At 62.8% G+C, this 18,692-nt stretch carries 17 protein-coding genes; 7 read left to right on the plus strand and 10 right to left on the minus strand.

The features are described 5' to 3' along the window. Positions 1 to 14: 14 nt before the first annotated feature. Positions 15 to 1,433, minus strand: a complete 1,419-nt coding sequence (gene sufB, locus QMG83_RS07765; protein WP_283504806.1) for a Fe-S cluster assembly protein SufB — start codon at positions 1,431 to 1,433, stop codon at positions 15 to 17. A gap of 309 nt (positions 1,434 to 1,742) precedes the next feature. Between sufB and QMG83_RS07770 the strand changes: the two genes are divergently transcribed. Further along, entirely contained in the window at positions 1,743 to 2,714 is a 972-nt protein-coding gene (locus QMG83_RS07770; protein ID WP_283504807.1) for a COX15/CtaA family protein, read from the plus strand. Here the strand turns inward: QMG83_RS07770 and QMG83_RS07775 are convergent. Beyond that, the gene (locus QMG83_RS07775) at positions 2,711 to 3,631 is read right to left on the minus strand and encodes a heme o synthase (protein WP_283505532.1); all 921 of its coding nucleotides are present in this window, start codon (positions 3,629 to 3,631) and stop codon (positions 2,711 to 2,713) included. The two genes, QMG83_RS07770 and QMG83_RS07775, sit on opposite strands and share 4 nt — an antisense overlap. Positions 3,632 to 3,878: 247 nt before the next feature. Between QMG83_RS07775 and tkt the strand changes: the two genes are divergently transcribed. The 6 genes from tkt to pgl are packed head-to-tail and all read left to right on the plus strand — an operon-like array spanning position 3,879 to position 12,052. After that, complete coding sequence (gene tkt / locus QMG83_RS07780; protein WP_283504808.1) at positions 3,879 to 5,972, plus strand: transketolase; 2,094 nt, start codon at positions 3,879 to 3,881, stop codon at positions 5,970 to 5,972. Positions 5,973 to 5,998: 26 nt separating this feature from the next. Further along, positions 5,999 to 7,111, plus strand: a complete 1,113-nt coding sequence (gene tal, locus QMG83_RS07785) for a transaldolase (protein WP_283504809.1) — start codon at positions 5,999 to 6,001, stop codon at positions 7,109 to 7,111. Next, on the plus strand, positions 7,108 to 8,706 hold the full coding sequence (locus tag QMG83_RS07790; RefSeq protein WP_283504810.1) for a glucose-6-phosphate isomerase: 1,599 nt from the start codon (positions 7,108 to 7,110) through the stop codon (positions 8,704 to 8,706). The genes tal and QMG83_RS07790 overlap by 4 nt, the downstream gene beginning before the upstream one ends. Positions 8,707 to 8,736: 30 nt before the next feature. Further along, positions 8,737 to 10,278, plus strand: coding sequence for a glucose-6-phosphate dehydrogenase (gene zwf / locus QMG83_RS07795; RefSeq protein WP_283504811.1), 1,542 nt, complete (start codon positions 8,737 to 8,739; stop codon positions 10,276 to 10,278). Beyond that, complete coding sequence (locus QMG83_RS07800) at positions 10,275 to 11,249, plus strand: glucose-6-phosphate dehydrogenase assembly protein OpcA (protein WP_283504812.1); 975 nt, start codon at positions 10,275 to 10,277, stop codon at positions 11,247 to 11,249. The genes zwf and QMG83_RS07800 overlap by 4 nt, the downstream gene beginning before the upstream one ends. Continuing rightward, a complete protein-coding gene (gene pgl, locus QMG83_RS07805) occupies positions 11,246 to 12,052 on the plus strand; it encodes a 6-phosphogluconolactonase (protein WP_283504813.1) in 807 nt (268 codons plus the stop codon). The genes QMG83_RS07800 and pgl overlap by 4 nt, the downstream gene beginning before the upstream one ends. A 59-nt stretch (positions 12,053 to 12,111) precedes the next feature. Here the strand turns inward: pgl and QMG83_RS07810 are convergent, their stop codons facing one another. From QMG83_RS07810 to rapZ, 8 genes are all read right to left on the minus strand, one after another. Then, positions 12,112 to 12,474, minus strand: a complete 363-nt coding sequence (locus tag QMG83_RS07810) for an RNA polymerase-binding protein RbpA (protein ID WP_283504814.1) — start codon at positions 12,472 to 12,474, stop codon at positions 12,112 to 12,114. 75 nt (positions 12,475 to 12,549) lie between these two features. Next, the gene (gene secG / locus QMG83_RS07815) at positions 12,550 to 12,798 is read right to left on the minus strand and encodes a preprotein translocase subunit SecG (RefSeq protein ID WP_283504815.1); all 249 of its coding nucleotides are present in this window, start codon (positions 12,796 to 12,798) and stop codon (positions 12,550 to 12,552) included. Between the two features lie 100 nt (positions 12,799 to 12,898). Continuing rightward, complete coding sequence (tpiA, locus tag QMG83_RS07820) at positions 12,899 to 13,696, minus strand: triose-phosphate isomerase (RefSeq protein ID WP_283504816.1); 798 nt, start codon at positions 13,694 to 13,696, stop codon at positions 12,899 to 12,901. After that, positions 13,684 to 14,901, minus strand: a complete 1,218-nt coding sequence (locus QMG83_RS07825) for a phosphoglycerate kinase (RefSeq protein ID WP_283504817.1) — start codon at positions 14,899 to 14,901, stop codon at positions 13,684 to 13,686. Before QMG83_RS07825 ends, tpiA begins: the two co-directional genes overlap by 13 nt. A gap of 14 nt (positions 14,902 to 14,915) precedes the next feature. Then, the gene (gene gap, locus QMG83_RS07830) at positions 14,916 to 15,923 is read right to left on the minus strand and encodes a type I glyceraldehyde-3-phosphate dehydrogenase (protein WP_283504818.1); all 1,008 of its coding nucleotides are present in this window, start codon (positions 15,921 to 15,923) and stop codon (positions 14,916 to 14,918) included. Positions 15,924 to 16,022: 99 nt separating this feature from the next. Continuing rightward, the gene (locus QMG83_RS07835; protein ID WP_283504819.1) at positions 16,023 to 16,649 is read right to left on the minus strand and encodes a superoxide dismutase; all 627 of its coding nucleotides are present in this window, start codon (positions 16,647 to 16,649) and stop codon (positions 16,023 to 16,025) included. Positions 16,650 to 16,774: 125 nt separating this feature from the next. Beyond that, positions 16,775 to 17,752: a DNA-binding protein WhiA gene (gene whiA, locus QMG83_RS07840; RefSeq protein WP_283504820.1), complete on the minus strand. Its 978-nt coding sequence runs from the start codon at positions 17,750 to 17,752 to the stop codon at positions 16,775 to 16,777. Between the two features lie 51 nt (positions 17,753 to 17,803). After that, positions 17,804 to 18,679 (minus strand): RNase adapter RapZ, encoded by an 876-nt coding sequence (gene rapZ / locus QMG83_RS07845; protein ID WP_283504821.1) that lies wholly within the window; start codon positions 18,677 to 18,679, stop codon positions 17,804 to 17,806. Positions 18,680 to 18,692: the final 13 nt, after the last annotated feature.

The following is an 18,692-nucleotide window of genomic DNA, read 5'->3' on the forward strand; positions in this document are numbered from 1 at the left end:
GGTTAGGAGGAAGGTCATCCCACACTGCCTTCCATGCTCATTTCGATGAGCTTGTTGAGTTCGAGCGCGTACTCCATCGGCAGTTCACGAGCGATGGGCTCAATGAATCCACGAACGATCATCGCCATGGCTTCGTCTTCCGGCATACCGCGCGACTGCAGGTAGAACAGCTGCTCTGCGCTGACCCTCGAGACCGTGGCCTCGTGGCCGAGTTGCACGTCATCCACGCGGATGTCGATTGCCGGGTACGTGTCTGAGCGCGAGATGGTGTCGACCAGCAGCGCGTCACACCGGACGGTGTTCGCGGAGTGGTGCGCCTTCTCGTCAACCCGGACTTCACCGCGGTATCCGGCCCGACCACCACCACGGGCGATCGACTTCGACACGATCGATGACGTCGTGTATGGCGCCATGTGGATCATCTTCGCGCCGGCATCCTGGTGCTGGCCGGGGCCCGCGAAGGCGACAGACAGGGTCTCGCCCTTGGCGTGCTCCCCCACGAGGTAAATCGACGGGTACTTCATCGTCACCTTGGAGCCGATGTTGCCGTCGATCCATTCCATCGTTGCGCCCTCGTGGGCGATGGCTCGCTTGGTCACGAGGTTGTACACGTTGTTCGACCAGTTCTGGATCGTCGTGTAGCGAACGCGGGCGTTCTTCTTCACGATGATCTCGACCACGGCGGAGTGAAGCGAGTCCGACTTGTAGATCGGAGCGGTGCAGCCCTCGATGTAGTGAACGTACGAGCCCTCGTCGGCGATGATCAGCGTTCGCTCGAACTGGCCCATGTTCTCGGTGTTGATGCGGAAGTAGGCCTGAAGAGGGATCTCAACGTGCACACCCTTGGGCACATACACAAATGACCCGCCCGACCACACGGCGGTGTTCAGCGCGGCGAACTTGTTGTCGCCGGCCGGGATGACGGTGCCGAAGTACTCCTCGAAGAACTCTGGGTGTTCGCGAAGGGCGGTATCCGTGTCCATGAAGATGACGCCCTGCGCCTCGAGCTCTGCGTTGATCGAGTGGAACACGACCTCAGATTCGTACTGGGCGGCGACACCTGAGACGAGACGCTTGCGCTCGGCCTCCGGAATCCCCAGCTTCTCGTAGGTGTTGCGGATGTCCTCGGGAAGGTCTTCCCAGGTTTGCGCCTGCTTCTCGGTAGAGCGCACAAAGTATTTGATGTTCTCGAAGTCGATGCCCGAGAGGTCGGCACCCCACGTGGGCATGGGCTTGCGGCGGAACAGCTGCAGGCCCTTGAGCCGCAACTTCAGCATCGACTCTGGTTCATTCTTCAACCGGGAGATGTCAGTGACGACCTCTTCGTTGATTCCTCGCCGCGCGGAAGCGCCAGCGGCATCAGAGTCGGACCACCCGAATTCATACTGCCCGAGACCGTTAAGTTCCGGGCGATCGATCAGTACGTCAGACATAGCTTTCCTCTTTCCCTACCTTGGCCAACCGAGGTGGCTGCCGCGGCATTCCTTCAAACGGGATTGCGCCGCGGGATGTGGGACCAACTCCGGCCTGTCGTTGTAGTGGCAGGACGGGGCTCGATGCCCGTCATCAACATTGACTGTTCGGCGCGGTTGCGTTCGTAGAACCACTCAATCTTACAGGCAGCAGCTGCGACTGGCCGGTTTAGGAGGCAAACAACCAGACTCGGGATGTCTGAGCTCGGCGGCAACGCCCATCAGCGGCTGCCTATGATTGCTTGGGTTTGTTGAGAGGACAGTATTTCTGTGGTGCGTCGCGTAGTGGATCGGTTCATTCAGTGGTTGCCGTCGGGCGTCGATCGGCGTGTTCGGGTGGCGGCATGGCTGTCGCTGGCGTTCCAGGTCGCGCTGATCGCCACCGGTGGAGCTGTGCGCCTGACCGCGTCCGGCCTCGGATGCCCGACTTGGCCGCAGTGCACGGATGGGTCGTTTATCGCCACGCCCGAGATGGGCATCCACGGTTTCATCGAGTTCGGCAACCGCCTGTTGACCTTCGTGCTGGCCGCGATCACGATCGCCGCATTCCTGTCGGTGGTGCGATTCCGTCGCCAACGGCGGGACCTGTTCAGGCTCACGCTCGTGCAGGGCCTGAGCATCCCGTTCCAGGCGGTTCTCGGCGGGATTACGGTACTCACCGGTCTGAACCCTTATGTCGTCGGCGCTCACTTCGCGGTGTCGATCGTGCTCGTCGCCGTCACCACCACTCTCGTCTGGCGCGTCTACAACGGGCCACGGGGGCTCAGCTCGCTCGTGCCGTCGTGGGTGGTGCTGCTGGGCAGACTCGCAGCCGTATTCGTCGCCGTCACGGTCGTCGTGGGGATTTTGACCACCGGTTCCGGCCCGCACGCCGGCGACAATTCAGATCCAGCCAAACCGGCTCCTCGCAACGGGCTCGACCCCGTGCTGCTGCAGCACGTGCACAGCTGGCCCGCGTACGTGACGCTGGGACTCAGCGTGCTGCTGGCGATCGTCGTCCTGCGATTCCCCGTCGAGCGCCGGTGGGTGCTCGCCCTTGTCGCGGTGGAGGTCGCACAGATGATTGTCGGCCTCACGCAGGCGCGACTTGGGCTTCCCGAACTTCTGGTGGGCATCCACATGGTTCTCGCCGGCGCGCTGGTCGCCGCCATGACAGCCGTGCTGCTGTCGCTGCGAGGAAACCTGATCGATGCTGCCAAAGCCGACCCAGTCAATGCCGTCGAGCGGGTGCCGGCGGTCTAGAAGGGCAGAAGCGGATCGATGCCCACGGCGAGGAAGACCAGCGTCAGGTAGGTGATCGAGCTGTGGAAGACGCGCATCGGGCGAACGTCGCCGTGACGGATAGCCGTGCTGTACAGCCGGTGTGACTCGATGATGAACCAGGCTCCGCTGGCCAGGGCGACAACCGTGTACAGGATGCCCATATCGGCGACGGGGATCAACAGCAGCGAGCACGCGACTGTGGCCCAGGCGTAAAGCACCACCTGCAGCCCAACCACTGCCCGGCCGCGCACGACGGCGAGCATGGGGACGTTGACCGACTGGTAGTCAGCGCGATACTTCATCGACAGCGGCCAGTAGTGCGGCGGGGTCCAGAGGAAGACAATTCCGAACAGGATGATGGGTGCCCAGCTGAGATCGCCGGTGACAGCAGCCCAGCCGATGAGCACCGGCATGCATCCGGCTGCACCGCCCCAGACGATGTTCTGCGGTGTGCGACGCTTCAGCACGAGCGTATAGACGAGCACGTAGAACAGGATGGCGGCAAGCGACAGAGCTGCGGCCAGCCAGTTGATGAGCAGACCCAGCCAGAGCACGGAGGCGACCCCCGAAGCCCACGCGAACACCAGTGCCTCGCGGTCGCTCAGTTCCCCGGTGACCAGCGGGCGCTTCTTCGTCCTGTCCATGACGCGGTCGATGTCGCGGTCGATGTAGCAGTTGAAGGCGTTCGCCGAACTCGCGCTCATGATGCCGCCCACCAGGGTTCCCAGCACCAGCCAGAGGTTGGGGATGCCACCGGCGGCCAGAATCATCACGGGCGCGGTGGTAACCAGCAGCAACTCAATGACTCTGGGCTTGGTGAGCGCGACGTACGCTTTCGTTTTTCTGAGGATGCTGACGCGCTCCCGAGGGGCGTGATTCTTGACCATTACATCCATATAGACGATTCTAAGCGACGCGCAGCGGTCGGCTGACTGCTCGCCGATGACCTCCGGCGTAGCTTTCTCCGTGACCATGCAGGCTTCTCTATACTGATTAGGCCTGCCCTTCGCGGGAAACGCAGACACCATGAACCTGTGGTTTTGTTGCGCCGCGAAGGAGACACTGTCGTCCTCAGCAGATCCACCATTACCGTTTTCCGGGCGAAGCGCTCGGGAGGCCGCTCTAAGAAGGGTGCAGTACCTCGTGGCAACTCTCCAGTGGGACCCCATTGACAGCAAGGCAGTAGACACCGCCAAGATCCTCGCGGCAGACGCCGTCGAGAAGGTTGGGAACGGGCATCCTGGAACCGCGATGAGCCTCGCGCCAGCTGCGTACCTGCTCTTCCAGAAGGTCATGCGTCGCGACCCCAGTGACAACGAATGGATCGGCCGCGACCGCTTCATCCTCTCGGTCGGACACAGCTCCCTCACCCAGTACGTCCAGCTCTACTTCGGCGGATACGGCCTCGAGCTCGACGACCTGAAGGCGCTTCGCACCTGGGGTTCCAAGACACCGGGGCACCCGGAGTACGGGCACACCGATGGGGTGGAGATCACCACGGGCCCGCTCGGCCAGGGCATCGCCTCAGCCGTCGGATTCGCGTACGCGAGCCGCTTCGAGCGCGGGCTCTTCGACCCGGACGCCGCTGCTGGCACGAGCCCCTTCGATCACAACATCTACTTCATCGCCGGCGATGGCGACCTGCAGGAGGGTGTCTCCAGCGAGGCGTCGTCGCTTGCCGGCCACCAGCAGCTCGGCAACCTGATCGGCATCTACGACTCGAACCAGATCTCGATCGAAGATGACACCAACATCGCCTTCACGGAAGACGTCAAGGCCCGCTACGAGGCCTACAACTGGCACGTTCAGGTCGTCGACTGGAAAAAGACCGGCGTGTACGCCGAGGACGTCGTTGAGCTGAACGCCGCGATCGAGGCGGCTCAGGGCGTAACGGACAAGCCATCGTTGATCATCCTCAAGACGATCATCGGCTGGCCAAGCCCGAAGAAGCAGAACACCGGCAAGATCCACGGATCAGCACTCGGAAGCGAAGAGCTCGCCGCCGTCAAGTCAGTGCTCGGTTTCGACCCTGAGCAGACCTTCGAGGTCGCCCCCGAGGTCATCGAGCACACCCGCAAGGCAGTGGAGCGCGGAAAGGCAGCCCACGCCGAGTGGAACGTGCAGTTCGAGGCGTGGGCCACGGCCAACCCGGACAAGAAGGTGCTTCTCGACCGGGTGCTCTCCGGTGCGCTGCCGGATGGCGTCGAGGACGCTCTGCCGGTGTTCGAGGCCGGAAAAGAGGTGTCAACCCGCGCTGCCAGCGGCAAGGTGTTGAGCGCTCTCGGTGCCGTCATCCCCGAGCTCTGGGGCGGCTCTGCCGACCTTGCTGAGTCGAACAACACCACGATCGAGGGCGCAGCGTCGTTCATCCCGAGCGAACACTCGACCCACGAGTGGACGGGCAACCCCTACGGCCGCACCCTGCACTTCGGAATCCGCGAGCACGCGATGGGCGCCATCCTGAATGGAATCGTTCTTCACGGAAACACGCGTCCCTATGGCGGAACCTTCCTGATCTTCAGCGACTACATGCGCCCGGCAGTCCGCCTGGCCGCGCTGATGAAGTCGCCGTCGATCTTTGTCTGGACGCACGATTCCGTCGCGCTCGGAGAAGATGGACCGACTCACCAGCCGATCGAGCAGCTCGCATCGCTTCGCGCGATTCCGGGAATGGATGTGGTGCGCCCCGGCGACGCCAACGAAACCGCCTGGGCGTGGAAGACGATTCTCGAGCGACGCAACGGCCCGGCCGGCATCGCACTCACGCGCCAGAACATCCCGGTGTTCGAGCGCGGCGATGACGTCGCCAACGGCGAAACTTTCGCTTCGGCGAAGCACGTCGCGAAGGGCGCATACATTCTGGTTGACGCGCCCAACGGCACGCCAGACGTCATCCTGATGGCGACCGGTTCCGAGCTGCAGATCGCTGTCGAGGCCCGTGAGGCGCTGAAGGCTGACGGCGTGAACGCCCGTGTCGTTTCGGTGCCGAGCCTCGAATGGTTCGAGGAGCAGGATGCCGCATACCGCGAATCCGTGTTCCCGGCCGCAGTCAAGGCGCGCGTTTCGATTGAGGCCGGCATTGCGCTGACCTGGCGTGGCTATGTCGGCGACGCAGGCCGAAGCGTCTCGATCGAACACTTCGGTGCGTCCGCAGACTACAAGACCCTGTTCCGTGAATTTGGGATTACCACCGAGGCCGCCGTGGCCGCAGCCAAGGAATCGCTGGCGGCCGTCTAGGCCCCCGGCAAAGGAGATAGAGAATTATGAGCAACGAAACCCCCACAGCAGCCCTCTCCGCAGCAGGCGTCAGCATCTGGCTCGACGACCTCTCTCGTGAGCGGATCAACTCGGGCGGACTTCAGCAGCTGATCGCTGAGCGCAATGTTGTCGGCGTCACCACCAACCCGACGATCTTCGCCACCGCGCTTGCCAAGGGTGAGGCCTATGACGCCCAGGTTGCCGAGCTGGCCGCCGCAGGCAAGACCGTGACCGAGGCAGTCTTCGAGATCACCACGGATGACGTTGCGGCGGCGAGCGATATCTTCCGCCCGGTCTACGACGCGACGGGTGGCCAAGATGGTCGCGTCTCCATCGAGGTCGAGCCCGGTCTCGCGCACGATGCTGCCGGAACCATCCAGCAGGCGCAGGAACTCTGGGCCAAGGTCAACCGCGCGAACGCGATGATCAAGATCCCGGCAACGGTTGAGGGCCTCGAGGCGATCACGGCCACCATCGGGGCGGGAATCAGCGTCAACGTGACCCTGATCTTCAGCCTGTCGCGCCACCGCGAGGTCATCAACGCATACCTCACCGGCCTCGAGCAGGCCAAGGCAGCAGGGCATGACCTCTCAACGATCCACTCGGTGGCGTCGTTCTTCGTGTCACGAGTAGACACTGAGATCGACAAGCGCCTCGACGCGATCTCCACCGACGACGCCACGGCGCTGAAGAGCAAGGCCGGAATCGCCAACGCGCGACTCGCGTACCAGGTCTACGAGCAGGAGTTCAGCTCAGAGCGCGCCAAGGTGCTGATTGCGGCCGGTGCAAACAAGCAGCGACCGCTGTGGGCCTCCACCGGAGTGAAAGACCCTTCGCTGCCAGACACCCTGTACGTCACGGAACTTGCTGTCGGCGAGACGGTCAACACCATGCCGGAGAAGACCCTCGAGGCTACCTTCGACCACGGCGTGATCACGGGCGACAACGTCACGGGCGGCTATAACGCAGCCAACAACACGCTCGACGCCCTGGCAGCGCTCGGTATCTCTTACGACGAGGTGACGGCGCTTCTTGAGAAGGAGGGCGTCGAGAAGTTCATCGTGTCGTGGAACGAATTGCTCGACACGGTTGCTGCCGCACTCGAGGCCGCAAAATGAGCGTCAGGATCGCCGTCTCCGGTGCCGCGGCAGATGCCGTCAAGCGGGTCGTTCCCGAGCTGATCAAGGACCTCGTTGCGAGCCGCCTGACCGGCGGAGATGCATCGCTGTGGGGTGCCGAGGCTGAAGAAGAGTCAGAGAAGCGCCTCGGCTGGGTTGAGGCGGTCACCGTCTCTCGTCCGCTCATCCCCGAGATCTACGCTCTGCGGGATGCGCTTCGCGCGTCAGGTGTCAATCACATAGTCCTCGGTGGCATGGGTGGCTCATCCCTCGCCCCCGAGGTGATTGCCGGCACGTACGGCGTCAAGCTGACTGTGCTGGATTCGACCGATCCCGGTCAGGTCCTTGCTGCCCTCGGCGATCGGCTCGCCACGACCGCCGTCGTGATCTCATCCAAATCGGGTTCGACGCTCGAAACCGACAGCCAGAAGCGCATCTACGAGCAGTTCTTCACCGATGCGGGAATCGACCCGCTCGAACGCATCGTCATCGTGACCGACCCGGGCTCGCCGCTCGATGCCGCAGCCCGCGCAGCCGGATACCGGGTATTCAACGCCGACCCCACCGTGGGTGGACGCTACTCAGCGCTCACCGCATTCGGACTTGTGCCGTCCGGACTCGCCGGGGTCGACCTCGTCGAACTCCTCGACGAGGCCGAAGGCGTCATGGTCGAACTGTCGGTCGATCACCCGGCGAACCCTGGCCTCGTGCTTGCCGCCGCCATTGCCGGCACACAGCCACTGAAGGACAAGCTGGCGATCGTCTCTGACGGCACCCACATCCGTGGGTTCGGCGAATGGGCCGAGCAGCTCATCGCTGAGTCGACGGGCAAGATCGGCAAGGGCATCCTGCCCGTCGTTCTCGATGCCCACTCCCCCGAACTCAGTGCGAATCTTCACGACCTGCAGGTGGTTCGCCTCGTTGGCGATTGGGACGACACGAAGAAGGTCGCCCCCGGAGAGATCGAGATCGCGGGCAGCCTCGGCGCCCAGATTCTGGTCTGGGAATACGCGACGGCAATCGCCGGCCGGATTCTCGGGATCAACCCGTTCGACCAGCCCGATGTCGAGTCGGCCAAGATCGCAAGCCGCGCGCTCATCGACAACCCATCGACCCCCGCGAGCCCTGCATTCGTGGATGGCGACGTCGAGGTTCGTGGCACAGCCGACGTAGTCGATGGTGTGACGGACCTGGCGGGTGCGATCGACAAGCTTGTCGCCGCACTTCCTGCTGACGGTTACGTGTCCATTCAGGCCTATGTCGATCGCGTGGCTCACCCTGCGCTCCTGGCCTTGCGTGACGCCGTCGCGAAGCGTTCTGGCCGACCTGTCACCTTTGGCTGGGGTCCGCGGTTCCTGCACTCCACCGGGCAGTTCCACAAGGGCGGCCCGGCCGTGGGTGTGTTCCTCCAGATCCTGATCAGCGACGACGTCGATCTTCAGATTCCGGATCGTCCCTTCACCTTTGGCCAGCTCATCCGGGCTCAGGCCGATGGCGACGCGAGCGTGCTTGCCGATCACGGTCGTCCCGTGCTCAGCCTCACCCTCGCCAACCCCGCACAGTCTGTGCCTGCGATCATCCGCGCACTCAGCTAGCAACGGGTACCAAGCACTAGTAGGAGCACAATGTCGCCCGTGAACATCACAGCCGACTTCAACCCGTTGAGGTTGTTGTCGGATCGCAGGCTTAATCGAATTGCCGGCCCCAGTGGCCTGGTGATTTTCGGCGTCACGGGCGACCTGTCGCGTAAAAAGCTGATGCCAGCCGTGTACGACCTGGCAAATCGCGGTCTGTTGCCGCCCGGTTTCGCGCTCGTCGGGTTCGCCAGACGGGACTGGGATGACCAGGACTTCGCGAAGGTGGTGCACGACGCGGTCAAGCAGTACGCGCGCACCCCCTTCGACGAAGACGTCTGGGCTCAGCTGGCCCAGGGCATCCGATTTGTGCAGGGTGAATTTGATGATGCTGAGGCTTTTGCGCGTCTGAAGAAGACCGTCGACGAGCTCGATCGCGAACGCGGAACCATGGGCAATCACGCCTTCTACCTGTCGATTCCGCCGAAGTCGTTTCCCGAAGTCACCGAGCGTCTCCGGGACTCAGGGCTGGCTGAACAAAAGAATGGCGAATGGCGCCGGGTCGTCATCGAAAAGCCGTTCGGAAGCGACCTCACAACGGCTCGAGAACTCAACGCAGTCGTCGAATCGGTATTTCCGCCAGACAGTGTGTTCCGCATTGACCACTACCTCGGCAAAGAGACTGTGCAGAACATCCTGGCGCTGCGGTTTGCCAACCAGCTGTATGAACCCATCTGGAACGCCAACTACGTCGACCACGTGCAGATCACGATGGCCGAGGACATCGGTGTGGGAGGTCGCGCCGGCTACTACGACGGCATCGGCGCTGCGCGCGACGTCATCCAGAACCACCTTCTGCAGCTCCTTGCGCTCACGGCGATGGAAGAGCCCGTCTCCTTCGACGCGGCAGACCTGCGCGCCGAGAAAGAGAAGGTGCTCTCGGCCGTCAGACTGCCGAAAGATCTCGGGAAACATACTGCTCGCGGGCAGTACACGGGCGGATGGTCAGGTGGCGAGAAGGTCGCCGGATTCCTCGAAGAGGACGGGATGAACCCCGAATCCATCACCGAAACCTTCGCGGCAATTCGCCTCGACATCGGCACCAGACGCTGGGCGGGTGTGCCGTTCTACCTGCGGGCAGGAAAGCGGCTCGGCCGCAGGGTCACCGAGATCGCCGTAGTCTTCAAGCGCGCTCCCCAGTACCTGTTCGCCGAGAGCCAGACCTCCGCGCTGGGGCAGAATGCCCTCGTGATCCGGGTGCAGCCAGATGAGGGTGTGACCATACGTTTCGGTTCGAAAGTTCCCGGCGCCGGCATGCAGGTGCGTGACGTGACAATGGACTTCGGCTACGGCCACGCATTCACCGAGGCAAGCCCCGAGGCGTACGAGCGACTCATCCTCGACGTTCTGCTGGGAGATCCGCCACTGTTCCCCCGTCACGAAGAGGTGGAGCTCAGCTGGAAAATCCTCGACCCCATCGAGGAGTACTGGGCGACACAGGGGCAGCCAGAGCAGTACCGACCGGGCACGTGGGGCCCGTCATCCGCTGACGATTTGATGGCCAGAGACGGCCGCACCTGGAGACGACCATGATCGTTGACCTGCCGAATACGACCACCAGCAAGATATCGAAGACCCTCGTCAAGATTCGCGAAGAGGGCGGGGCCGTAGCGCTCGGCCGGGTTCTGACGCTGATCATCAGTACCAGGCTTGGCGAAGAGGAAGAGGCCATCGAGGCCGCCAACGATGCTTCCCGCGAGCACCCCATGCGGGTGATTGTGGTCTCCACCGACTCCGAGAAAGCCCAGGGTGACAGCGAGGCGAGGGTTGACGCCCAGATTCGTGTCGGAGGGGATGCAGGCGCCAGCGAGGTCATCGTGGTCAAGGCCTTCGGCGATGCTGCCAAGGACCGGGAAAGCCTCGTTACAGGACTGCTGCTGCCCGACGCCCCCGTCGTGGCCTGGTGGCCGGGAAACGCACCAGAAGCCGTGTCGCAGTCGGCCATCGGTCGGATCGCGCAGCGTCGGATCACCGACGCGGCCGCCTGCTCTCATCCGCTCAAAGTGATCTCGACCATCGCCCACACCTACGAGCCGGGTGACACCGACTTTGCCTGGACTCGACTCACGTTGTGGCGCGCGCAGCTTGCCGCTGTGCTCGATCAGCCCCCGTACGAGCCTGTCACGGCGATCGAAGTGCATGGTGCCGCAGATTCTCCCTCCACGGTGCTGCTCGCGGCGTGGCTTCAGCTGCAACTCGAGGTCGAAGTGACGCTCATCGTGTCACGCAAGTCACACGGCAGCAGCGGCATTCAGGGCGTCACTCTCACGCGCAAGTCCGGGCAGATCAAGCTCGAACGAACGATGACGAACATTGCCACCCTGGTGCAGCCCAACCAGCCCACCCACGACATCTCCCTCCCCCGTCGGAGCCTTCGCGACTGTCTCGCGGAGGAACTGCGCAGGCTCGACCCCGATGAACTTTTCGGTCACGTCGTGCAGCAGGGTGTTGGCCAACTCAGCAAGCCTGAAAAAGAACCAGTCCAGACCGGAGCAAAGTCATGACCAACGAACGTCGCGTGATTCTGCACCCGGATAAGTCATCGCTTGCCGCAGCCGTCGCTGCACGCTTCATCACCAAAGCCGTCGACCTCATCGCAGAGTTTGACGAGGCCTCCGTGGTTCTGACCGGTGGCACCATGGGATCAGCCGTTCTGGAGGCGATCAACGCGTCTCCGGCCCGCGACTCCATCGACTGGAGCCGCGTCAACGTGTGGTGGGGCGACGAGCGCTGGCTGCCGGCGGGCGATCCCGACCGTAACGAGACTCAGGCGCGCGCGGCGCTGCTCGATCACGTTCCGCTCGACCCTGACCGTGTTCATCCTTTCGCGGCATCCGACAGCGGCGTGGAGCTCGACGAGGCTTCCGACGCATATGCGGCTCTCATCACCGCACATAGCCCCGCAAACGCTGCGATGCCAAATTTCGACATCACCTTCCTGGGAATGGGACCGGACGGACACATCGCCTCGCTGTTTCCCGAGCGCGGCGGAATTCTCGAGCGCGAGAAAACCGTTATCTCGGTGCGAAACTCACCCAAGCCGCCACCGGAGCGACTGAGCCTCACCCTGCCGGTGATCAACTCATCGGCGCGAGTGTGGCTCGTGGTGGCTGGCGCAGACAAGGCCTCGGCACTTGGCCTGACGTTGGCTGGTGCCGGTGTGAACGAGGTGCCTGCCGCGGGAGTGGAGGGACGCCGCAAGACGCTGTTCTTCGTCGACGCTGACGCAGCGGCTCAAGTTCCTGAGAATCTGATCGCGCCCGGGCAGTTCTGGACCGGCGCTGATGACCACGGCCTGGTCATCTAAACGGGCGATCGACGAGACCTGACGTGGCCAACCGAACCTCGTTCGGTTGGCCGCAGATGTTAGTTGGTGACTGTTCCGCGTCGCGCGCGAAGCTGCACGAGTGCCTCTTCGAGAAGCTGTGCCGCCTCTTCCTCGCTGCGGCGCTCTTTCACGTATGCGAGGTGGGTCTTGTAAGGCTCGAGCTTGGTGACAGACGGAGGATTTTCCTTGTCGCGTCCGGCAGGAAGACCGGTTGACGGCGAGTCGATCGTCTCTGGGATCTCTTCATCCGGCAGGTTCGCAGCGAAATTGCGGACTGTTTCGTTGCCCATCTCATCCCAGTACGAGACCTGGATGCGATCAGCGTGGAATCCACGATCCTGCTCGCCCATGGGGCCTGCGCCTACACGAGAACCTCGAATTGCACTTCCGCCTGATGCCACGATGCCCCTTAGTTCGAACTGTTGTTGTGATGTGCTGGACGAGCCCCGTTATGAACGAGTGGGCTCGAGTTGGGCCTAAGCTCCGTCGAATTTGGTGATGAGTCCGAGGAACACGATGCAGCTGATCCAGACCACACCAAGAATGACGGTAATTCGGTTGAGGTTTCGCTCGGCAACCCCGGACGCACCGAGGTTGGACGTGACGCCGCCACCGAACATGTCGGAGAGGCCGCCACCGCGACCGCGGTGCAGCAGGATGAGCAGAGTGAGCAGCAAGCTTGTGAGCCCGAGAACGACCTGAAGCGCTACCTGAAGAATTTCCACGAATAATACCTTTCGAAAGCCTCGACTATCCTATCCGACAACACGAGGTCGTCGATGTCGGGGTTCTCACCGCGCTGGTGCGCGCGGAATAAGGGAAGTATCAGGTGCCGACGTGCTTCTGGAAGCGCGCAATGCTGGCGAATTCCGTGACATCCAGGCTTGCGCCACCGACGAGCGCACCATCGACGTTCGGCTGCCGCATGAACCCTGCGATGTTGCTCGACTTGACCGAGCCGCCGTAGAGGATCCGAGTGGCGTCGGCGACCTCATCGCCCAACAACTCAGCGAGGGTGGCGCGTAGCGTCGCGGCAACCTGCTCCGCCTGCTCCGGAGTTGCGGCCTGACCAGATCCGATGGCCCACACGGGCTCGTAAGCGACGACCAGGTTGGGCGTTCCGCTGATGCCGGCAAGTGCTGCGCGCAATTGCGCAACGGGCACGGCACTCGGGCCGTGCGTCTCGAGATCTTCGGCTGTTTCGCCGACGCACAGCACCGGAACAACACCGTGCTTGATGGCAGCGGCAACCTTACGGCCCAGCTGTTCATCGGTCTCGGCGTGCAGGGTGCGGCGTTCGGAGTGGCCGATGATCACGTAGGTGCAATCGAGAGCCTTAAGGAACGCGCCCGAGATCTCGCCGGTGAATGCGCCCGAGTCATGTTCGGAGAGGTCCTGGCCGCCGTAAACGATGTCCAGCTTGTCTGCAGCGACCAGGTTTTGCACAGAGCGAAGATCGGTGAACGGTGGGAACACGGCCACCTCAGCGCCCTCGATGCCGTAGTCGTGGCGGGCATCCTTAAGGGTCCAGTCGAGCTTCTGCACGAAAGCGATCGCCTGCAGGTGATCGAGGTTCAATTTCCAGTTGCCCGCAATAAGCGGGACGCGAGCTACTTTTGCCATCCGAGGACCTCCAGGCCGGGCAGCGACTTGCCTTCGAGGAACTCGAGGCTCGCGCCACCGCCAGTTGAAATGTGACCGAATTGGTCATCGTTGAAACCGAGAGCCCGGACGGCGGCGGCGGAATCGCCACCACCAACAACCCCGAACCCCTCGAACGTAGTGAGTGCAGAAGCGACCGCGCGGGTGCCCGCGGCGAACGGAGCCAGCTCGAAAACGCCCATCGGGCCGTTCCAGAAGACTGTCTTCGAATCGATGATCGCCTCGGCGAAACGAGCAGCGGTATCCGGCCCGATATCGAGCCCCAGTCCGGATGCACCGAAGGCAGTCTCTTCGATCGCATCAGCCGACGTGACCACGTGCTCGGCGTCGCCACCGAATTCCGATGCAACGACGATGTCGGTGGGGAGGACGATCTCGACACCCAGCCTTTCGGCTTCCGCGAGATAGCCCTTGACCGCATCGACCTGGTCGAGTTCCAGGAGGCTCGATCCGACCTTGTGTCCCAGGGCAACGAGGAAGGTGAAGAGCATCCCTCCACCGATGAGGAGACGGTCTACCTTCGGCAGCAACGCACCGATGACTGCAAGCTTGTCTGACACCTTCGAACCGCCGAGAACGACCGTGTACGGCTTCTCTGGAACGACCGTCAGTCTCTCGAGCACGTCGAGTTCCTGCTCGATGAGAAGGCCGGCGGCGCTGGGAAGCGCTTCTGCCAGTTCGAAGACGCTCGCTTGCTTTCGATGTACGACGCCGAAGCCGTCTGATACGAAGGCATCGCCGAACGCGGCGAGCTTCGCGGCGAACTGCGCCCGCTCCCCCGCGTCCTTGCTCGTCTCATGCGCATTGAAACGCAGGTTTTCGAGCAGTGCAACGCCTCCGTCTTCGAGTTCCGCTACGGACTCTTCGGCTGCGGAGCCGACTGTGTCCGTGGCGAACACCACGGGCTTGCCGAGCAACTCGCACAGCCGCTGCGCCACGGGGGCGAGGCTGTACTTCGAGTTCGGTTCGCCATCGGGACGACCCAGATGGGACACGACGATAACGCGTGCCCCAGCCTGGATCAACCGGTTAAGAGTGGGCAGCGATGCACGGATGCGACCGTCATCGGTAATCTGACCGTCTTTCAAGGGAACGTTCAGGTCGCAGCGGACCAGAACCTTCTTACCCGTCAGATCGCCCAGCGAGTCAATCGTTCGCAGTGACATCGTTGCGGAGGGTGTTAGAGGCTGGCGCCGACGAATTCGGTGACGTCGACGAGGCGGTTCGAGTAGCCCCACTCGTTGTCGTACCACGATGCGACCTTGACCTGGTCGCCGATCACCTTGGTGAGTCCGGCGTCGAAGATCGAGGAGTGCGGGTCGCCGACGATGTCGCTCGACACGATCTCGTCTTCGGTGTACTTGAGGATGCCCTTGAGCGGTCCCTCGGCTGCTGCCTTGTATGCAGCGTTGACCTCTTCGACCGTGACCGGGCGCGACGCCGTGATGGTGAGGTCTGTGATCGAGCCGGTGATGACGGGAACGCGCAAGGCGTATCCGTCAAGCTTTCCCACGAGCTCCGGGATGACCAGTCCGAGAGCCTTCGCGGCACCCGTCGAGGTCGGAATGATGTTTGCGGCGGCGGCGCGGGCGCGACGCAGGTCGCTGTGCGGGCCATCCTGCAGGTTCTGGTCTGCCGTGTATGCGTGAACCGTGGTCATGAGGCCACGCTCGATGCCGAAGCTCTCCATGAAGACCTTGGCCAGCGGCGCGAGGCAGTTCGTGGTGCAAGAAGCGTTCGAGATGATGTCGTGGATCGCAGCGTCGTATGTGTCCTCGTTGACGCCGAGAACGAGAGTTGCGACATCCGAACCGGTAGCCGGAGCGGAGACGATGACCTTCTTGGCGCCAGCAATGATGTGCTTGCGAGCATCGTCGGACTTGGTGAAGCGGCCAGTGGACTCGATGACGATGTCGACTCCGAGCTCGCCCCACGGAAGAGCGGCGGGGTCGCGCTCGGCGAGGACCTTGATCGGTTTGCCGTTCACCACGATCGTGTCGCCGTCAACCTCAACGGTCGCGTCAAGTCGGCCGCCCACGGTGTCGTACTTGAGAAGGTGGGCGAGTGCTGCAGGGTTATCGAGGTCGTTGACAGCGACGATCTCGATGTCGCTCCCCTTCGCGAGTGCTGCGCGGAAGAAGTTACGGCCGATGCGGCCGAATCCGTTAATGCCGATCTTGACGGTCACTAGTGCTCCTGTTGCTCAGGCGTCTTGGACGCTTCGTGCTTGTGTGGTGGTGGTGGAGGTGATGGTGGCCGGGCGCCGTTGCGACCGGCCACGACGCCGCTACGACAGTAGCAGCAGCCCGCTCGTCTTTTCGCGCGCTGCGTCGAAGCGCTGCTGGACGTTCGCCCAGTTGGCGATATTCCAGAACGCCTTCACGTAGTCGGCGCGCACGTTCTTGTAGTCGAGGTAGTAGGCGTGCTCCCAGACGTCCAGCATCAGCAGCGGGACAATGCCGGCAGGCAGGTTGCCCTGCTGGTCGAAGAACTGCACGATGATGAGGTTCTCACCGAGCGAATCCCAGGCGAGCACTGCCCAGCCTGAACCCTGCACGCCCATGGCCGTTGCGGTGAAATGCGCGGTGAACTTGTCGAACGAGCCGAAGTGGTCGTCGATGGCACTGGCGAGATCGCCGGTCGGCTTGTCGCCGCCATCCGGAGACAGGTTGGTCCAGAAAATCGAATGGTTTACGTGGCCGCCGAGGTTGAACGACAGGTCTTTCTCGAGCTTGTTGACATTGGCGAGGTCGCCAGAATCACGAGCTGCGGCGAGCCCGGCAAGCGCAGCATTGGCGCCCGTCACGTACGCCTGGTGGTGCTTGCTGTGGTGAAGCTCCATGATCGCACCACTGATGCTCGGGGCAAGCGCCGAGTAGTCGTATGCAAGTTCAGGAAGGGTGTATTCAGCCAACGTTATCTCCTAGCAAATAGGCCCCTGAGAACGATCCGAAATCGTGTTGGGGTGACCTTTCCAGTCTACTCACCACAACAGTGCGCCCATCGAATGCGTCCTCGTTGCGGAATCGAACGGACGGCCTACTCGTCGAGATCGGGCGGAAGGTTGGCGTCGGTTCCCAGAATTCCAAGGTCGCTGGCGCGCTTGTCAGCCATGGCGAGCAGGCGGCGGATCCTGCCGGCGACCGCGTCCTTCGTCATGGGTGGGTCGGCGTGGTGGCCCAACTCGTCAAGGCTGGAGTCGCGGAATCGAAGGCGCAGCTGCCCGGCGTACTGCAGGTGGAAGGGAACATCGTCGCCGAGGATCTCGAGTGCTCGTTCCACACGGGCGCAGGCCGCGACCGCGGCCTGCGCTGAACGACGCAGGTTCGCGTCGTCGAAGTTGACGAGCCGGTTTGCCGTCGCCCTGACTTCGCGACGCTGGCGAAGTTCATTCCAACTCAGCACACTCTTCTGAGCACCCATCAGCACGAGCATTGCGCTGATCGCTTCACCGTCGCGTACAACGACACGGTGCACGCCCCTGACTTCTCTGGCCTTCGCCGAGACCTTCAGTCGGCCGGCAGCACCAACGAGAGCCATGGCGGCCTCATTTCCGGGGCACGTGATCTCCAGCGCGGCGGAACGACCGGGGTCTGTCAGACTTCCTGCGGCCAGGAATGCCCCGCGCCATACGGCCGAGAGCTCCTCCTGGCTGCCTGTGGTGAGCCGGTTCGGCAATCCGCGGATCGGCCGTCGGCGCGCGTCCAGCAGGCCAGTCTGCCGCGCCAGCGTTTCGCCGCCGTCGAGAACCCGCACCAGGAAGTGGCTGGTTCGACGCGTACCGGAAGCTGATACGACGGAGGCATCGGAACGCACTCCGTACAGTTCCGCGATGTCCTTGCGCACCCGCCGCGCCAATTGCTCCGTTTCGAGCTCGGACTCGACGGCGATCCTGCCCGAAATCATGTGGAGACCACCCGAAAAACGCAGGATGGTCGCAAGCTCCGCCGCACGCACCGTCGTTTTACCCGACGTGATGCTCGTCAGTTCTTCCTTCACCTCGGCGGTCAATGCCACAGGTTTCTCCTTCATTCATGGGGCAGGCTGTATCGGAATACCGCCGCCGGGTCACTCGCGCCCGAGGTCGCGATGCTTGACGTTGACGACAACGCCGGGAAGCTCACGCAGAAGACCCGCGAGCTCTTCTGCAATCGCGACGGAGCGATGTTTGCCGCCCGTGCAACCGATGGCGATCGTAGCGTGTCGCTTATTCTCGCGCTGGAAGCCGGCGAATACCGGCTCCATCGCCTTCGAGTAACTCGAAACAAAATCTGATGCGCCAGGCTGAGCAAGAACATATTCTTGCACTTCGACGTCCTTGCCGTTGAGCGACTTGAGCTCTGGAATCCAGAACGGGTTCGGTAGGAATCGGCAGTCTGCGACCATGTCCGCATCCGCGGGAAGGCCGTATTTGTACCCGAAGCTTTCGACCGTGATGCTGAGTCCGGCGGTGTCTGCGGCAGCGAACCGTTCTGCAATCGTTGTCGCAAGCTGGTGAATATTTAGTTCAGACGTATCGATGACGATGTCGCTTGTGGAGCGAAGTTCTACCATTCGTTGACGTTCGGCGGCAATTCCATCGAGGGTGGTGCCGTCGCCCTGAAGTGGATGTGGCCGCCGCACCTGCTCGAAGCGGCGCACCAACGCCGCGTCAGTTGCCTCCAGGAAAAGGACGCGCATTGCGATCGTGTCGCGAAGTGAGCCGATAGCTTCCTGAACGTCGGAGAACAAGCGGCCCCCGCGCACGTCGACGACCGCAGCGATTCGTGGGAGCGACTCGCCAGCCTTCTTCGCGAGCTCAACGAGGGGCGTGAGCATCTGGGGCGGAAGGTTGTCGACGACATACCAGCCCAGGTCTTCAAGGGCGTTGGCTACGGTGGATCGACCGGCACCGGACATACCGGTGACAATCAACATTTCCTGGTGATCAAGCTCGGGCGGCATCGTGAACCAAGAC

The sequence above is a fragment of the Salinibacterium sp. G-O1 genome, from assembly GCF_030063305.1.
Classification (GTDB): domain Bacteria; phylum Actinomycetota; class Actinomycetes; order Actinomycetales; family Microbacteriaceae; genus Rhodoglobus.